The following is a 17,405-nucleotide window of genomic DNA, read 5'->3' as shown; positions in this document are numbered from 1 at the left end:
GCATGAATAGACCAACATTACATCAAATTCATCCCGTTTTACCGGTACAGAATATGTTAGCTGCCTTATTTTTTTATACTCAAAAACTTGGGTTTGAAATCGCTTTTGCGGACGATCCAAAAGATCCAAAATACGCAGGTATTAAACGTGACCATATAGAGATTCATTTACAATGGCGAGACGATAAGGATTGGGATTTTAATGTAGACAGACCAATGCTTCGTATTGTAACGCAATATGTAGATAGTTTGTTTGAAGAGCTAAAGGATAAAGAGCTGTTTCATCCAGAAACAGCTGTAGTGAATACAGATTGGCAAACTAGAGAGTTTGCGTTTTACGATTTATATAAAAATGGATTAACCTTTTATCAAAATATTTAAAGACATTTACGTTTTATTTCTTGTAAACTTTGATTATTAAGCGGTTTGCTAATATAACCGTTAACTAATGTATTAGTTGTTGCTTTTCTAATATCTAGATTGTCCACAGAAGAGCTTGTTATAAAAATTGGAATGTCTTTATTAAAATTACTAATTTTAAATGCTTCTAAAAATTCCCATCCATCCATGATAGGCATATTTATGTCTAATAGGATTACATCAGGTAAACTGTCTTTTTTATTTTGCATAGTAATTAGCCCATCTAATGCTTCTTTTCCATTTTTAAATACAAGTTGATTATCCGAAAAATTATTTATTTTCAATAGTTTTCGGACAGCAAAAGTGTAAATAGGATCATCGTCGATGATACAAATTAAGTCTAACGAATTATTCATAATTAAAATAGATTATAAATTTAGTACCTTCTCCTACAGTACTTTCCACTTCCACTGTTCCGCCCAGTGCTTCAATCTGATTTTTTACAATAAATAGCCCAAGTCCTCTTGCTTCTTTATGTTTATGAAACACGTTATACATTCCAAATAGTTTGGTGCTATGCTTTTCTAAATCAATACCTAAACCGTTATCAGTGATAGAATACATAACATGAGATTCTGTTTGTAAGGCTTCAATTTCTATTTTAGGGTTTACACCAGGTCTTTTATATTTAATAGCATTGGTTAATAGATTTATAATAATGCTATCTAAATAAGCAGGTATGGCTTTAATTGTAATGTTTTTATCTACAATAATGTCTAAGTCAACTTGGTTTGCGATTATAACACCATTAATAGTGCTTAGTGCATTATTGGTATACTGCAGTATATTTAGGGGTTCTAGTTTGTTGTTGTCTAAAGAGTTATATATAGCAACATCATTCAAGTTTTGAATGGTTTCGTTTAGGTTTTCAACAGCTTGCTCGATTAATGGAAAATATTCGTTAGTAATAACTTCAGGATATTCTTCTTTCTTTAATTTTAAAAGCATGTCTAAATTACCACCATGTGATCTTAAATTATGAGATACAATATGGGCAAAATTTAATAACCTTTCGTTTTGCTTAGAGCTAACCGTTAATAGGTCCGTTATTTTATTTTTTCCTTTTTTAATTTCTGAGATATCATTAATATTCGCAATAAAATGTTTTGGTTTTCTATCGCTATCCCTTACTATTGTCAGTGACAAAATACAATGTACGCTAGAGCCATTTTTATGTAAATAACGTTTTTCAATTTGATAATTATCTAATTGGTCAGAAAGCATTAGTTTTAATTCTTTTTGTCCTTTTTTTTGATCGTCTAAATGGGTATGTTCTTTAAAATGTGTGTTTAAAAACTCCTGTTCTGTGTAGCCTAACAGTTTGCATATACCATGATTTACTTTTAACCAATGACCTTCTAGACTTAGTAATGCCATCCCAGTTAGAGAATAGTCAAAAAGCGATCTAAACTGTTTCTCTTTTATAACGGTTTTTTTTGTTTCTAAAGTTTTTTCTGTAATGTCTTGAAATATCCCTCTAATTCCGGTGCAAATATTATTTTCCCATTTAGGATGTCCTATTGCTCTGACCCATTTTTCGTTTCCTTTAGCTGTAACAATTATAAACTCGTCATCAAATTGTTGTCCAGTTTCTAATGCAGCTTGAAATAGAAGCGTTATTTTTTCGCGATGTGCGCCTTCCTTATAAAAAAAGATAGCTTGACTAACTTCTGGAGTATAATCTGCTGCTACTTCATGAATTTTTTTTGTGAAAGAGCTCCATTTTAAAGTATTAGAAGTTACATCAAGGTCCCAAGAGCCAATAGCTAATGAGTCTTCAATTGTAGATAAAAAATCTTTATCATGGATTTCGTCTGATAATATAGTAGGGGACGTATCAGTAGACATGTTTAAGGGATTAGGGATAATATTTTAAAAATTTAACAGTAATTGGCGGGGAAACACCATTAACTGCGAAACTAATACTTTTTTTAGATTAAAAGCATTTTTATCGGTTAAAAAACACTGTATTAGGCTTTTAAAAGCCTTTTTTTAACACTTCACCGATTATTGTTGAAAATAATTATTATTAAATTTAGTTATAGTGCTCTGTAAATTAGTCTTTTATGTTAAAAAGCCATTTCTGTTTAGAAATGGCTTTTTTTTTACTTAATAGATCAAGTATTACTTTAAATCAATCTCTATTTGATTATGTAATATGTCTTCAAAAGTTTCTCTTTTTCTTATTAAATGGGCTTCGCCATTATAAACTAATACTTCAGCAGGCCTGCAACGCGAATTGTAATTACTGGCCATAGAGTAGCAGTAGGCTCCAGCGTTACTAAAAGCTAAAATATCACCTTCATTTATTTCTGAAATACGTTTATTATTGGCAAACGTATCTGTTTCGCAGATGTAACCTACAACACTGTAAAAGCGTTCGCGTCCTTCTGGATTTGAAATATTTCTAATACCGTGTTGTGACCCATAAAGCATTGGTCTGATTAGGTGATTAAAGCCACTATCTACTTGAGCAAAAACAGTTGATGTCGTTTGTTTTACAACATTAACGTTAACTAAAAATTGACCAGCCTCACTGACTAAAAATTTTCCTGGTTCAAAAGCCAAGGTTAAAGGTTTACCATATTCTTCGCAAAAATCATTAAACCTTTTGCTTAGCTTTTCGCCAAACTCCTCAATATTTGTTTCAATATCTCCAGCGCTGTAGGGTACTTTAAATCCAGATCCAAAATCTATAAATTCTAGACTTTTAAAGTTTTTAGCAGTTTCAAATAGTATTTCACTTGCGTATAAAAACACATCAATATCTAAAATATCACTTCCAGTATGCATATGGATACCGTTAATATTCATTTTTGTGTTTTCTACAATTCGTAATATATGTGGTATTTGATGTATGGATATTCCAAACTTACTATCTATATGTCCCACAGATATATTAGTGTTTCCACCTGCCATCACATGCGGATTTATTCTAATACATACAGGTGTTTTAGGATGCTTAGTTCCAAATTGTTCTAAAATGGATAGATTATCAATATTAATTTGGCAACCTAATTCTGCAACCGTTTCTATTTCCTGTAAAGAGACACCATTAGGGGTAAATATGATATTTTCTGCATCAAAACCAGCAGCAAGTCCTAATTGTACTTCCTGTAAAGACACAGTGTCCAAACCAGAACCTAGCTGTTTCATTAACTTTAAAACCGAAATATTTGATAATGCTTTAACAGCATAATTAATTTTTACTTGGTCTACGGATTTAAAAGCAGACGTCAAACGTTGGTATTGTGACGTGATAATGTCTGCGTCGTAAATGTATACAGGACTCCCAAAGTCCGCTGCTATATCTAGTAATTGGCTGTTATGCATCATGTAAATTTTTAGTCAAAGATATTTTTTTAAAGACATTAAAAAATTAAATTATAATAATATTACACATTTAAAACAAATTGTTAATTATTTAACAATTTATAAATTCTTCATTTTGTTAACTTTTTTCATAATTAAATATTAGGGTAAGTAAATGTGATTATTTACTTTTGTTATTCTAAAATTTTACTCTAAACAAGATGAATTTACACGAATATCAAGGAAAAGAATTATTAAGCAGCTTTGGCGTACGTATCCAACGTGGTATTGTAGCACAAAATGCTGAGGAAGCGGTTGCTGCAGCTAAAAAATTAACTGAAGATACTGGAACAGGATGGCACGTTGTTAAAGCGCAAGTTCATGCTGGTGGACGTGGTAAAGGTGGTGGAGTTAAGTTGGCTAAAAACTTAGACGCAGTTAAAACTATCGCTGGAGAAATTATAGGAATGGATTTGGTAACACCTCAAACTTCAGCAGAAGGTAAGCGTGTGCACCAAGTATTAATATGTGAAGACGTATACTATCCTGGAGATTCTGAGCCAGAAGAATATTATATGTCTGTATTATTAAATAGAGGTAATGGACGTAACATGATTATGTATTCTACAGAAGGTGGAATGGATATTGAAACGGTTGCTGAAGAAACGCCACATTTAATTTTTACTGAAGAAATTGATCCTGCAACAGGAATCTTACCTTTTCAAGCACGTAAAATTGCTTTTAACTTAGGTTTATCAGGAGCAGCTTTTAAAGATATGACTAAATTTGTAACAGCATTATATACTGCTTACGATAAGTCAGACTCTTCATTATTTGAAATCAACCCAGTTTTAAAAACTAGTGATGATAAAATAATGGCAGTTGATGCTAAAGTAACAATTGACGATAACGCTTTATTTAGACATAAAGATTTAGCAGCAATGCGCGATTTACGTGAAGAAAATGCTATTGAAGTAGAAGCAGGAGAACAAGGACTTAACTATGTAGACCTTGACGGAAACGTGGGTTGTATGGTAAATGGTGCTGGTTTAGCTATGGCAACTATGGATTTAATTAAGCAAGCAGGTGGAGAGCCAGCTAACTTTTTAGATGTTGGTGGTACTGCAGATGCAGCAAGAGTAGAAATTGCTTTCGAACTTATTTTAAGAGATCCAGCTGTTAAAGCAATTTTAATTAACATTTTTGGTGGTATCGTTCGTTGTGATCGTGTTGCTCAAGGTGTAATTGATGCTTACAAAAACATGGGTAACATTAGTGTACCAATTATTGTACGTTTACAGGGTACTAATGCAGATATCGCTAAAAAATTAATTGACGATTCTGGATTAGACGTAATGAGTGCTACAGAATTCCAAGAAGCAGCAGATAAAGTACAAGCAGTATTAGCTTAATACTTTAATGTATATAATAAAAAAAAGAGCAACTATTTAGTTGCTCTTTTTTTGTGACTTATTGTACGTTTTATTTAAGTCTATTTTTTTAGGTTTCGCTTTCGCGGAATCATCGCCAGATGGTTTCTCACCTTTTTTAGGCATTGGTCCTCTTAAGTGAATCACTAAACCATTTAAAAAGTTACGTAAAATCTGATCTCCACATTCTACATAGTTAGGATGATCTTCTCTTCTAAAAAGCGCATTTAACTCTGATTTAGTAATCCTGAAATCAACTAAAGCTAAGATATCTACAATATCAGTATCTCTAAACTTATGAGCTACTCTTAGTTTTTTTAAAATATCGTTGTTTGTCATTATTTAAATTTAAAGTGTAAAAGTACAAACTTGTAAAGTTATAAGACCTAATTTACGTTTAATTTTGCTTTTACAAAATAATTAGACTTCTAAATACATACTTTGTATGTTTTAGACTTTACCGTTTTTAATAGTAATAGAATATCACTTTTATAATCAAATAGTCCGTTTCTAGCGTTTTGTGATTTAGTGGTCAATAGCGCTATGTTTTATTATTCGATTTTAAAGTAGAAAATATGTAGTGTAAAAGCTAACTTATTTTTTAGCAGCAGATTGCGCCTTTTTAGTGAGGCTATAAAGCGTAGAAAAATAAGATTAAAATCTCACTAGTTTCTTTTTTAATAAATCTATTTAGGATAGAGGCAGCTAAAATATCGTTGTATAACGCTCATTTTTTCGATAAGCGACTAATTTTCAACGATTATAAATTAGGTTTTATTCCTAACTTTATAAAGTATTATTTATCCCCAGAGTTATGCCTAAAAGAGTAGAGAAATTAAGCCTATTATCAGAGATGATCGCTTTTGCAAAAAGTGATGACAGATTAAAAATGGTAGAGTATACCTTTTTATTGTCAGTAGCGCAGCAATTAGATGTTTCAAGAGAAGATTTTGACTATTTAATTAACCATCCCGTAAATCGTAGACCACTTAAATCTCATAGCGAGCGTATAGTACAATTCCATAGAATGGTATTGCTGATGCATGTGGATCAAGAACGTACCAAATCAGAATTAGCTAAGTTGTACAATTATGGACTTAGAATGGGATTAAGTCACGACTCCATAACTAGAGTGTTGTATTTAATGGAAGGTTTTCCTGATATGATGGTACCTGCTGAGGTTTTGATAGATATTTTTAAGGTACAGTATAATTAGACTTTCAAGTCTTCTAATTTACCCTGATACATTTTTATTTCGTCACGCAATTTAGCCGCAATAATAAAGTCTAATGCTTTAGCAGCAGCCTCCATTGTTTTACGTTTTTCTCTAATTTTCTTTTCTAATTCACCTTTAGACAGATACTCGCTTTCAGGTTCTGCAGCTCTTGCAGCCTCTAACTCATAACTATAAGTACTTACAGAGTTTTTTCCTAATGCACTGTCTAAACTTTTATTTAAAGCTTTTGGAGCTTGGTTATTAGCGGTATTGTAAGCTATTTGTTTTTCACGTCTGTACTCAGTTTCATCAATAGTTTTTTGCATACTTTTAGTAATCTTATCAGCATACATAATTGCTTTTCCGTTTAGGTTACGTGCAGCACGACCTACTGTTTGAGTTAATGATCTTGCCGAACGTAGAAAACCTTCTTTATCCGCATCCAAAATAGCTACCAAAGAGACTTCAGGTAAATCTAAACCTTCACGAAGTAAGTTTACACCAACCAATACATCATAAATACCTTTACGTAAATCTTGCATGATTTGAACACGCTCTAAAGTATCTACATCACTGTGTATATAATTTACACGGATATTAATTCGGCTTAAATATTTAGTCAACTCTTCTGCCATACGCTTGGTTAACGTTGTTACCAAAGTACGTTCGTCTTTTTCTATGCGTTGTTGGATTTCTTCAATTAAATCATCAATTTGATTTAGACTAGGTCTTACTTCAATAATAGGATCTAATAAACCTGTAGGACGTATTACTTGTTCTACATAAATACCATCCGTTTTTTGTAATTCGTAGTCAGCAGGGGTTGCACTAACATAAACCACTTGGTTTTGTAAGGCTTCAAACTCTTCAAATTTTAACGGTCTGTTGTCCATGGCAGCAGGTAATCTAAAACCATAATCTACTAAGTTTTCTTTTCTACTTCGGTCACCACCATACATGGCATGTACTTGGGATATGGTCACGTGACTCTCATCCACAACCATTAAATAGTCATCTGTAAAATAGTCTAACAAACAGAATGGTCTAGTTCCTGGATCGCGACCATCAAGGTAACGCGAGTAATTTTCGATTCCTGAACAATACCCTAATTCGCGTATCATTTCTAAATCAAATTCTGTACGTTCCTTTAGACGTTTTGCTTCTAAATGTTTACCAATTTCTTTAAAATAATCATATTGTTTTACTAAATCGTCTTGGATAGATTTTATAGCATTTTGCAGAATGTCTGGAGAGGTTACAAACATATTTGCAGGATAGATTGTTAGTCTATCATATTTTTCTACAATTTCGTTGGTTTGAATATTAAAAGATTCGATTTCTTCAATTTCATCTCCAAAAAAGTGTACTCTAAACGCATCATCCGCATAACTAGGAAAAATATCTACTGTATCTCCTTTTATTCTGAAATTACCATGTTTAAAATCGGCTTCCGTACGTGAATACAAACTTTGTACTAGTTGATGTAGTAATTTAGTACGGGAAATTTGTTGATCAACCTCAATAGAAATTACATTTTTCTGAAACTCGACAGGATTTCCAATACCATACAAACAAGACACAGACGCGATAACAATAACATCACGACGACCCGATAATAGGGAAGAGGTTGTGCTTAAACGCATTTTCTCGATCTCTTCGTTTATAGATAAATCTTTTTCTATATAAACTCCTGAGGTTGGTATGTAAGCTTCCGGTTGGTAGTAGTCATAGTAAGACACAAAATACTCAACCGCATTCTCTGGAAAAAACTGTTTAAATTCAGAATACAATTGCGCAGCCAATGTTTTGTTGTGAGCCAATACTAGCGTTGGTCTTTGGGTCTCCTCAATAACATTAGCGACTGTAAAAGTTTTACCAGAACCAGTAACACCTAATAAGGTTTGGTACTTGTCTTTATTGTCCAAACCAGCCACTAATTGCTTTATAGCTGAAGGCTGATCTCCGGTAGGTTTAAATTCTGAATGTATTTTGAATTTCATCTTACAAAATTACGAAAAATAATAGCGGTTAATAGTTACAGCATGTTAAGATTGAATAGCTATTTTATAATAAATCGATAGCATTTAATACAAATATATAGCTGAAATACATTATTGAATTCTTGATATTTGAGACTTTTTATTATTTATTTCGTTATTTTTTACCGTTTATGGAGTAAAACGACAATAGTCTATTAAAATTTTGTTAAACCGAATAGTTTTGTTTTACTTTGGTTAACCAGTTTGGCCAAACAGGTAATTCAATTAATTTTAATTTAAGAAACCAAAAATTATAACTCAATTATGAATAATTTATTCAAAGACAAAGTCTATTATAGGCTTAATTTATTAATAGCATTAGCTTTTGTTTTGGCTTTTTCAGCGTGTTCTAAAGATGAACTAGTAGAAGTTGAAGAACAAAATGAAGACATTAAAGAAGAGCTAGTAGATGACTTACTTACATCAAGGACAACGCCAGTTGTTGGTGGGGTTTATATTATAGAAAATCAAAAGAGTGGTCGAACACTTGAAGTTAGTGGTGGTAGTAACTCTAATAGAGCTAATGTGCAAATCTGGGGAACAAATACTAGTAGTGCGCCTACGCATAGACGATGGGAAGTGATCTCTGTAGGTAATGGTTATGTACGTTTAAAAGGTATTGATAGTGGTAAAACCTTACAGACTGGCACAGGAACAAGTAATGGAACAACAGCAAATCAATATAGTTACGCTGATAAAAATTGGCAAGAATGGAAAATTGTTTCTCGTGGTAACAACTTATTTTCTCTAGAAAATAGACATTCTAATAAAGTACTGAGAGCTGAAGGAAGTAATAACGGTAGTGATGTTGGTATATGGCAATGGAGAAATTGGTCATCACAAAAATGGTATTTTCATCAAGTAGGAGGTACTGATTCAAATCCTCCGTCTGGCGGAAGCGGTACTGCTAATAATATTATTGGAAGTGGATGGAAATTGAATGGATATACAGGTAGTTTAAATGTAGGATCTAACGATAATGGATTAGATTACGCTGACGATTCAAGTACTTCTGAAAGTCATTTCTTTTTTGAAAGAAATGGTTACGCAGCCTTTAGAACTTATGCTGGTAACCCAACGTCTGGAGGATCTTCTAACCCAAGAACTGAATTAAGAGAGCGCATTGGAAGTGGTAGCGGTAATGGTTATTGGAATGGAAATACAAACACTGAACATTCTATGAAAATGAAATTTAGAATTGAAGATCTTCCACCATCAGGAAAGCTTGCATTTATGCAAATTCATGAAAGAAACGATACTTATGACGATGTTATCCGTGTACAAGTACAAGGAAATTCTGGTCAAAACTCAGGTAGCGTAGATTTAAGAATTTTAGGTTATGTTACTGAAGCAATTAATGGTAGTGGACAAACGGTAAACTTTAACATGAATATGGATACAGAGTACTACTTTGAATTAACCATGAAAAATGGAGTAGTTAAGTTATACAACTTGAATAGCAGTGGTAGTAGAACTCAGACTTTATTTCAATCTGTAGATATTGGAAATGCTGATGAAAATTACTTTAAAGCTGGTTGTTATTTACAATCTACTAGTAGCAGTCATTCTGGTTCAAATGTTTATGGTCAAGTTTTGATTAAAAATTTATCTGTAAATCCGGATAATTAATAACTAGTTTAGTTTAAAACAAAAAGGTCATCTATTTAGATGGCCTTTTTTGGTTTATTTATTTCGATAGAATTAGCGTATCAAACTAAAATGACCTCTATTAGTTTTTCCATCTGATCGTGTAATAACATACCAATAATCACTTGTAGGCAAGGGTTGACCATTTAGTGTCCCATCCCAACCTTGAGCTTCAGGAGTTATTACATAAAGCAGCTTGCCATAACGGTCAAATATTTTAATGTCTAAATTGGCGTTAAAATCTGGAGTTATACCTACAGGTTTCCAATATTGGTTATAAATGTCTCCATTTGGTGTGAAATATTTTGGAAAACCTAAGATAGCAATAGTTTGCTGTGTCAATCCGCATCCATTTGATTCTTGTACATAAACAGTATGTATTCCGGCAGGGATATTTAAAAATTGATTAGAATTTTGAAAACTAACGTTGTCTAAACTATATTCAAAACTGCCCGTATTACTTAGGTTTACAGTAATGGTATTGTTATTTGTTTGTTCTGAAACGTCAATGTTTTCTATAATTGGTACTTGAGCGGTAGTTACAGTAATATCTCTTGTGTTTGAGCAACCATTTGGATTGGAAATTACAACAGTATACGTCCCCGTTTGATTGACGTTAATTGAAGCTGTATTAAGATTAATGTCTACTCCGTTTAGTAACCATTGATAGTTGTAATTGCTAGGTACGTCATTTAAAATCCCCCCTTCTAAAGTGATGTTTTCAGGGTAATTATCCGGACAATAGCTTATGTTTTCATTAGCTAATATCATAGGTGTATTTAAAATATCTAATTGGACTTCGGTTAGCGCATAGCAATCGTTAGTGTCTGTTTTTACACGTACAATAATGGTTTGAGTGTCTTGTTGTGTATTTTGAAAATTAATTGGCAACGGATTGCTTTCCGCGAAAGCGTTATCTAAAGTACTATAAAAAGTTATTGTCGCATTAGTTGGCACTTCTGTTTGTATTTGTGTAACAATAGTGTTTAAATTGAATGTAGAGTAACCATCAATAACAGTATCATCACAAGTTTCAACCGTATATGTTGGTAGTGTGTTGTTAGCAGTGCTTAATGTTATTTCTGATAGTGTTGTACAGCTAGACTGATTACTTGTGATAACTGCAAAAACGATTTGATTTGTAGTCGTATTTTGATAGTTGTCAGGATTAGTAATGGTATTAATTTGCTGTTCTGCATCTGTTTGAGACGTGTAATAACCATCTATAGACAAGCTGTTATCCCCATTTGTTATAGCAATATTGGCTTCTAGTAAATTAAAATAGGTAATGCCATCCGGATCTAAATCACATTGTAAAAGCGTGGTGTTAGATACGTTTAAGGGGGCTTGCTGCTCTATAATAAGCTGACCGTAACTTATGCATCCGTTTTCTAAAGTAACTTCGACATTATACACGCCAGACTCTTGAGCGATTAGTGTTGCATTATTTTCTGAGGTTAATAGTACGTTGTCTTTAAACCAAGCGTAAGTATTATTTCCTGATTGAAACGCATCTAATGTTACAGAACTGTTAGGGCATAATGCGTTATTAGTATCACTTAATAAGTTAGGGCCCAAATCTGTGGTTAGCTCAAAGCTACCGGCTTCTAAAAAAACAGCCGAATCATATCTGTAATTCTGTTCGTCCGCGATTACTAATTTTACTTGATAGGTAGTGTTAGGCGTTGTGATAGCGTTTGCGGATAGTACTTTTGTTTGACCATTAAAATTAATTGGAGAGGTGGTGTTATTCCAACTTCCAAAGTAAAATTGATTTTCGGCAGGACAACCACCAGGTATTGCAGGATGGACAGTGGTTACTTTTACAGGTGTTTGGGTTTCTGGTACTAACGCGATATTTTGATAGTCTAATTGTCCGCTTTCGCGAATTAAAAAACCAAATAAATCCGAATATTGACACGTGTTAGAATTACCTTCTTGATACTCTTCTGAAGCAAAAATATAGGTGAAGCTAATTTGCGTGGTCGTTGCAGTAAACTGAAACTCTATAACGGTAGCATTAGTAGTATTATTCTCGTTTAAAGCGGTTTCTAAATCAGAATCGCCTAACCAATTTGTGGCATTATCATCACTTAAAGTTGTGTTAGGACCGTTTACATTATTAAGACGTCCTGTACTTAATACAATCCCACTTTGAAAAGGAAACGTTGTACCCGAAGCATCAAAATATCCATAGCTTTTATCTGTACTTCCAAAATTACCACCGATAACATTAGTGACTTGTACATTGGTAATACAATTACTATCTATTAAAATATCCTCTATTAATTGCTGTGCAGAATACGTTTGAGAATCTGTGACAACATTTTGTGCAGACACAAAAGCTGTAGACAACATTAGAATAAAAATAATTACTTTTTGCATACCTGTTTTTAGTGGAAAGCAAAGGTAATGAGAATGTCTTTTCTAATAAAGGGAATAACTGTTAAAGCCTTAATGAAAAATGACCTTTGACCTGAAACTCAATAGCTCCCTTTTTTACGTCTGCCACAAACCAATAGTCATTTGCAGGCATTAAGTTACCGTTATATCTTCCATTCCAACCTTGAGAGTTGTGGGTTAATGTTTTTAGTAATTTACCATAACGGTCGTAAATGTTTACTATCGTACCAGAAAGTTGATTAACTCCAGTTATATGCCAAGTATCAAAATATCCATCGCCATTTGGTGTTACAAATTTAGGAGCGTCAATAATTACAATCTCTTTTGTGGTGGAGTTACATCCGTTTAAGTCTATAACCGTAATGTTATGCGGACCTAGTGGTACGTTGTTAAAAAAGTTAGATTCTTGTGGTTCTTCATTATCAAATTGATACAAGTAATTACCAATTCCTGAAATTTCTACGGTCACATTGTTAGGGTCAGAAAAGTCTACGGTTTCTGTAAAATTAATAGTCGCAGCTTCAGATTCTGATACTGTAAATGTCGTTGAGGTTGTACAACCTGTTGCTGTTGTTACTGTTACGGAATAGGTTCCTGTTGTTGTTACTTCAATATAGCTATTAGTATTGTTAGTTGACCAAGAATAGGTATCTGTTGGCACATTAGTTTCTGCAGATACTAATAAAGGTAAATTGTCCAAACAAAGTACTTGGTTTGGAATGTCTAGTTCTGGTTTTCTGTTAACTATTGTAGAGAAACTTGCAGTATTATAGCAACCAACAGCGTTATTTTGTATTCTTACAAAATATGATGTATTATTCTCAGAGTCTACATTAAGATCACTAATCGCATTAGTATTATTGTCAGCATCATTTTGAGAGGTAAAATACGATACTGTAAAATTAGTTGCGCTTTGACTACCTAAAACAATATTAGTTTGTTGGCTTAAATCAAACATGGCAAACGTATCATAATCATCGTCACAAGTTTCTAAGTCTTGTAAATTTCCAATAGTAGGTGTTGGGGTTGCAGTTAAAATAAATGAACCAATATTATAACACGGGCTACTAGTATAATTTGCTCTGATAAATAAGGTTTGACTACCAATAGTATAATTGTAATTAGTATCTAATTGATTTTGTTCCGTTTCTGCATCGATTTGCGAGGTGTAATATCTAGCATCAATTGGTTGTTCTGTGTCAACTAATTCTGGTGTGATGTCATTTAAGTTACAAATTAATGTTGCGTTTTCACAGATGTCTACTGTCACATTTGGTGTAATAGTTGGAGGTATGTCTACAATTAATTCTAAAGGAATTTCAGCATAACAATTAGAAATGGTATTCAATACTCTAATAAATACGATTTGTGGATTTACAGTATTAGCAAAATTTGTTGGGTTACTTATTGGATTAATGCCTTGTTCTAAATCTTCCGAGGACATAAAGTAAGCCACCTCAGTATTATCTTGTCTTATGGAAAGGACTTCAATTTCTGAAAGTGTTAAGTCAAAGACAGAAAGTCCATCTGTATTATCATCACAAACATGCAATGCACTAGCGCTATTAGTTAAAGGGACTGCAATAACATCAAATTCAAAGCTGACAATACCTTTACAAAAAGTTCCGTTATCTACCGTTACAAAAACCTCTTGTGGGTTTACCGTTGTTGTAAAACTATCAGGTAGTGGATTGATTTGTGCTTCTGCATCTTCTAAAGTTAAGTGATAAGTAACATTTAAAGATTCTGGAGACCCTTGTGTTATTTGGGTTGTTATTTCTGTTAAATCGAAAGTACTAAAGCCATCATTACTAACATCGTCACAAACATATACATCGGTTGGTGCATTATAGATTGGATTTGATCCCACTTCTATTTGAAACGAAGCGGTGCCATAACAATCAACATCTGTTACATTTTGAGCACGAACATATATAGTTTGAGGATTACTTGTGTTTTCATAAATAGCATCTTTATCTATTGGATTATCTCCTGAGTCAGCATCAGCTTGAGAAGTAAAATAAAGTACATCTTTACCTAATTGACCATTTAATATTTCTGAATCTTTATCAGAAAAAAGGAATTCGCCAATTTGATTACCATCCGTTTCACAACTAATTAAAGTGCTAATATTAGTAAATACGGGTAATGTGTTGACGTAAATTATAAAGTTTTCTACAGAAAAACAGCCTGTAGTTGTGTTTTCTATTCTGCAAAATACTATTTGTGTATTGGCATCGTAGTTAGTAGGATTAGTTATTGGGTTAGTATTATTATTTGCATCTGATTGAGAACTGTGAAACGTAAACGTTCTGTTAGTTGTATCAGTAACCATTAATGGGATTCTTGAAGTTAAATCAATAATTGTAAATCCATCTTGATCCGTATCGCAAATAGTAATGTTTTCAGGGTTAGCGCTTTCTGGTGCAGGTAATACTTGAATTGTCAAAGCTGAGGTTGCAGCACAACCATTTTGATTTTGTACACGTGCATAAACCGTTACAGGATTAGTTGTATTGCTATAAAATGGTGGTAATGGGTTATTATTTGCATCGGCGTCTGCTTGTGTTTCAAAATACGAAGTAGCACCATCTGTTATTCCTGTAGTGACATAATCATTAAAAGAAAATAAATCTATACTTGTAAAACCATCGCTATTATTGTCACAGTAGTTTTGTGTGGTTAATGCCTGAATTTCGATACCATCATTTATAATTAATTGAATTGAAGAATTGTGTGAACACGAATCGCTATTTAATGCAATAAATAAGGTGTGAGGGGCATCATTTACAACATATTCTACATTCTGATTTATAGCATTGATGTTAGCAATTAAGTCTTCTTCAGTTTCATAAAAATCTAGTGTTACATTTTCTAAACCGTTAATTATGGCAATTGCCACTTGACGCAAATTAAAGTCTACAATACCGTCGTTTGGTACGACATCACACTCATAATAATCTGTAATTTGTGTCGCAGATTCTAATAAAAAGGTGTGTAATTCTAATGGAACTACAGAGGCACATCCTGTTGTATCATCTTCTACACGTATGTAAACCGTTTGAATAAACTCTTGAGAGTTTGGAAAGTTAGTAGGATTAGTAATTGCATTTGTTCCGCTAAAGGCATCCTCTGGAGTTTCGTGATAAGTTACAGTAACGTCTGTAAGACCTTGTAAAACATCGTCAATATTAGTGGTTAAATCAAACGTGTCGTAACCCGTTCCTGCTTGCTCACAAGCATCTAGTAATTGACGGTCTGGATTTATTGCGGGATTAAAATTTATCTGAACATCCAAAGTTGTTGTTGTGCTGCAACCTGTTGTCATGTCCAAAACACTAACAAATAGTGTTTCTGCATTACTAGCAGGGACATAAGGCGAGTCAATAGTGTTCTGTATATTTTGAGCATCCGTAAGATTGTAGTGGTAATTTACAGTGTAATTAGAATTAGCATTTGTTATTTCTTCATCTTTTACGGTTAAATTTACTCCAGAACTTCCGTTAGAACACACTTGTAAAAGTGTTGGGTCCGTTATGGTCAAAAAGGGATGTAATATTAAATCAAAAGCATCGATATAAACACAACCGCTAGCTGTGTTTTCTGCTCTGTAATATATGATTTGCTCAGGGTTAGAACTTACAAAAGTTGAAATTGCATTAGTGTTATCTTCAGCTTGTAATTGTGTAGTATGAAATGTTGTAGTGTACGTTGCATTTGGTAATGCTGATTCTATTTCTGAAACTTTCGGTGTTAAATCAAAAGTTGCTTGACCATCATTTGAAGCGTCATCACAAATTTCAATATCTGTTATTGTTGGTCCATCTTGGATAGTGTTAAGTGCTATGTTAACAGCATCTTCAAAAGTACAGGTGTCCATGTTTAAAGGTACTGTAATTTCTACTTTATAATTCCCGTCTGTAGTTACTAATAGTGTGCTATTAGTTTGTCCTGTGATTATTGTATCGTTTAAAGACCAAACATAAGTAGCATCAGGATTATTTGTGTTAGCATTTAAGGTTACAGAAGCATCACATGTATTTATATCTTCTCCAAGATTAACACTATCCGTAAAGCTATTACCTTCAATAAATACAGCAGAATCAAAATTACGGTCGGTTTGATCCGCTATAACTAATTTGATATGGTATTGTACATTAGGTGTAATACTTGCAGAAGCACTTAATACTGCGGTACGACCATTAAAATTCGTGTCTCCTACATTATAACCTTCAAAATATTGACTGTTTTCTTCTGGGCAAAAACCAACTATTTCGTCATGTATTGTATTTGTATTTACAGGTGTATTTGTTCCTGGAACAATTGCTATGTTTTGATATGGATTACCACTGCCAGCTTCGCGAATAAGAAATGCAAATCCATCAGAGTATAAACAAGGGTATTCAGCAAAATACTCTTCAGATGCTAGTATGTAATTAAATTGTACGGTACTAGAACCTGATATAAAATCAAAATCAATAGAAGTTGCATTTAATGTATTTGTTATGCCTAAAGCTGCTTCTAAATCTGGATCTGTGGACCAATTTGTTGAGCCTTCATTTAAAGGGTTTGTATTTAAAGTATTACCTCCAGAATTTGCTTGTCCGGTAGATAACACGATTCCATTTTCAAAAGGGAAGTCAGAACTAGCGCTTTCAAAATAACCAAAGCTAGAAAAACCATCTACGGTTCCGTTTATGGTAGAAGTAATATTTGTAACTTCTACGCAGCCTTGTACTAAATTGTTTTCCACCAATTGTTGGGCAGAAAAAGAGTCGTTAATAGATACTTGCTGAGCATAACCAACCGTGGTTAGTAAGCCGATAATAGCAATAATCGGGTGTTTTAGGTTAAGTTTCATCTGTTTTTCGGTTTTGGGAACCACGATAAACGTCGTATTTCATCGTTTAAAGTACAAAATTAGACTATTTATCGATTA

The 17,405-nt window shown here is 33.1% G+C and carries 11 protein-coding genes; 4 read left to right on the top strand and 7 right to left on the bottom strand.

Annotated elements, in window-relative coordinates:
* The first annotated feature begins 2 nt into the window (after positions 1–2).
* On the top strand, positions 3–380 hold the full coding sequence (locus CXF54_RS07595; RefSeq protein ID WP_101203085.1) for a VOC family protein: 378 nt from the start codon (positions 3–5) through the stop codon (positions 378–380).
* Here CXF54_RS07595 and CXF54_RS07590 read toward each other — a convergent pair.
* From CXF54_RS07590 to lysA, 3 genes are all read right to left on the bottom strand, one after another.
* Complete coding sequence (locus tag CXF54_RS07590; protein ID WP_101203084.1) at positions 377–775, bottom strand: two-component system response regulator; 399 nt, start codon at positions 773–775, stop codon at positions 377–379. The genes CXF54_RS07595 and CXF54_RS07590 overlap by 4 nt on opposite strands.
* Positions 768–2,267, bottom strand: a complete 1,500-nt coding sequence (locus CXF54_RS07585) for a sensor histidine kinase (RefSeq protein ID WP_101203083.1) — start codon at positions 2,265–2,267, stop codon at positions 768–770. Before CXF54_RS07585 ends, CXF54_RS07590 begins: the two co-directional genes overlap by 8 nt.
* Before the next feature lie 276 nt (positions 2,268–2,543).
* On the bottom strand, positions 2,544–3,752 hold the full coding sequence (gene lysA, locus CXF54_RS07580; protein WP_101203118.1) for a diaminopimelate decarboxylase: 1,209 nt from the start codon (positions 3,750–3,752) through the stop codon (positions 2,544–2,546).
* 200 nt (positions 3,753–3,952) lie between these two features.
* On the opposite strand from lysA, the gene sucC reads away from it, so the two are divergent.
* Positions 3,953–5,143, top strand: a complete 1,191-nt coding sequence (gene sucC / locus CXF54_RS07575) for an ADP-forming succinate--CoA ligase subunit beta (RefSeq protein WP_090839032.1) — start codon at positions 3,953–3,955, stop codon at positions 5,141–5,143.
* Between the two features lie 36 nt (positions 5,144–5,179).
* Here sucC and CXF54_RS07570 read toward each other — a convergent pair whose 3' ends face one another.
* Positions 5,180–5,500: a DUF1456 family protein gene (locus CXF54_RS07570; protein ID WP_090839034.1), complete on the bottom strand. Its 321-nt coding sequence runs from the start codon at positions 5,498–5,500 to the stop codon at positions 5,180–5,182.
* A 475-nt stretch (positions 5,501–5,975) separates the two neighbouring features.
* Here CXF54_RS07570 and CXF54_RS07565 point away from each other — a divergent pair, with 475 nt between their 5' ends.
* The gene (locus CXF54_RS07565; RefSeq protein ID WP_101203082.1) at positions 5,976–6,377 is read left to right on the top strand and encodes a hypothetical protein; all 402 of its coding nucleotides are present in this window, start codon (positions 5,976–5,978) and stop codon (positions 6,375–6,377) included.
* Here the strand turns inward: CXF54_RS07565 and uvrB are convergent.
* Positions 6,374–8,377 carry an excinuclease ABC subunit UvrB gene (uvrB, locus tag CXF54_RS07560; protein WP_101203081.1) on the bottom strand — a complete coding sequence of 668 codons (2,004 nt, stop codon included), beginning with the start codon at positions 8,375–8,377 and terminating at the stop codon, positions 6,374–6,376. The genes CXF54_RS07565 and uvrB overlap by 4 nt on opposite strands.
* A 303-nt stretch (positions 8,378–8,680) precedes the next feature.
* Between uvrB and CXF54_RS07555 the strand changes: the two genes are divergently transcribed.
* Positions 8,681–10,045, top strand: coding sequence for an RICIN domain-containing protein (locus CXF54_RS07555; RefSeq protein WP_101203080.1), 1,365 nt, complete (start codon positions 8,681–8,683; stop codon positions 10,043–10,045).
* A gap of 72 nt (positions 10,046–10,117) precedes the next feature.
* On the opposite strand, the gene CXF54_RS07550 is transcribed toward CXF54_RS07555, so the two are convergent.
* Together CXF54_RS07550 and CXF54_RS07545 are read right to left on the bottom strand one after the other, a co-directional pair.
* The gene (locus CXF54_RS07550) at positions 10,118–12,448 is read right to left on the bottom strand and encodes a T9SS type B sorting domain-containing protein (protein WP_101203079.1); all 2,331 of its coding nucleotides are present in this window, start codon (positions 12,446–12,448) and stop codon (positions 10,118–10,120) included.
* A gap of 61 nt (positions 12,449–12,509) precedes the next feature.
* Positions 12,510–17,327 carry a T9SS type B sorting domain-containing protein gene (locus CXF54_RS07545; protein ID WP_101203117.1) on the bottom strand — a complete coding sequence of 1,606 codons (4,818 nt, stop codon included), beginning with the start codon at positions 17,325–17,327 and terminating at the stop codon, positions 12,510–12,512.
* Positions 17,328–17,405: the final 78 nt, after the last annotated feature.

The organism is Olleya sp. 1-3, from assembly GCF_002836085.1.
In the GTDB taxonomy this organism is placed as follows: domain Bacteria; phylum Bacteroidota; class Bacteroidia; order Flavobacteriales; family Flavobacteriaceae; genus Olleya; species Olleya namhaensis.
Note: the sequence above shows the minus strand (reverse complement) of the source record. Positions and strands in the feature narration are given on the sequence as shown.

Bases quoted from the DNA above. Each gene is read 5' to 3' on its own strand.
- CXF54_RS07570 (WP_090839034.1), bottom strand. From the start codon at position 5,500: ATGACAAACAACGATATTTTAAAAAAACTAAGAGTAGCTCATAAGTTT.
- sucC (WP_090839032.1), top strand. From the start codon at position 3,953: ATGAATTTACACGAATATCAAGGAAAAGAATTATTAAGCAGCTTTGGC.
- CXF54_RS07595 (WP_101203085.1), top strand. From the start codon at position 3: ATGAATAGACCAACATTACATCAAATTCATCCCGTTTTACCGGTACAG.
- uvrB (WP_101203081.1), bottom strand. From the start codon at position 8,377: ATGAAATTCAAAATACATTCAGAATTTAAACCTACCGGAGATCAGCCT.
- CXF54_RS07545 (WP_101203117.1), bottom strand. From the start codon at position 17,327: ATGAAACTTAACCTAAAACACCCGATTATTGCTATTATCGGCTTACTA.
- CXF54_RS07590 (WP_101203084.1), bottom strand. From the start codon at position 775: ATGAATAATTCGTTAGACTTAATTTGTATCATCGACGATGATCCTATT.
- lysA (WP_101203118.1), bottom strand. From the start codon at position 3,752: ATGCATAACAGCCAATTACTAGATATAGCAGCGGACTTTGGGAGTCCT.
- CXF54_RS07550 (WP_101203079.1), bottom strand. From the start codon at position 12,448: ATGCAAAAAGTAATTATTTTTATTCTAATGTTGTCTACAGCTTTTGTG.
- CXF54_RS07565 (WP_101203082.1), top strand. From the start codon at position 5,976: ATGCCTAAAAGAGTAGAGAAATTAAGCCTATTATCAGAGATGATCGCT.
- CXF54_RS07555 (WP_101203080.1), top strand. From the start codon at position 8,681: ATGAATAATTTATTCAAAGACAAAGTCTATTATAGGCTTAATTTATTA.
- CXF54_RS07585 (WP_101203083.1), bottom strand. From the start codon at position 2,267: ATGTCTACTGATACGTCCCCTACTATATTATCAGACGAAATCCATGAT.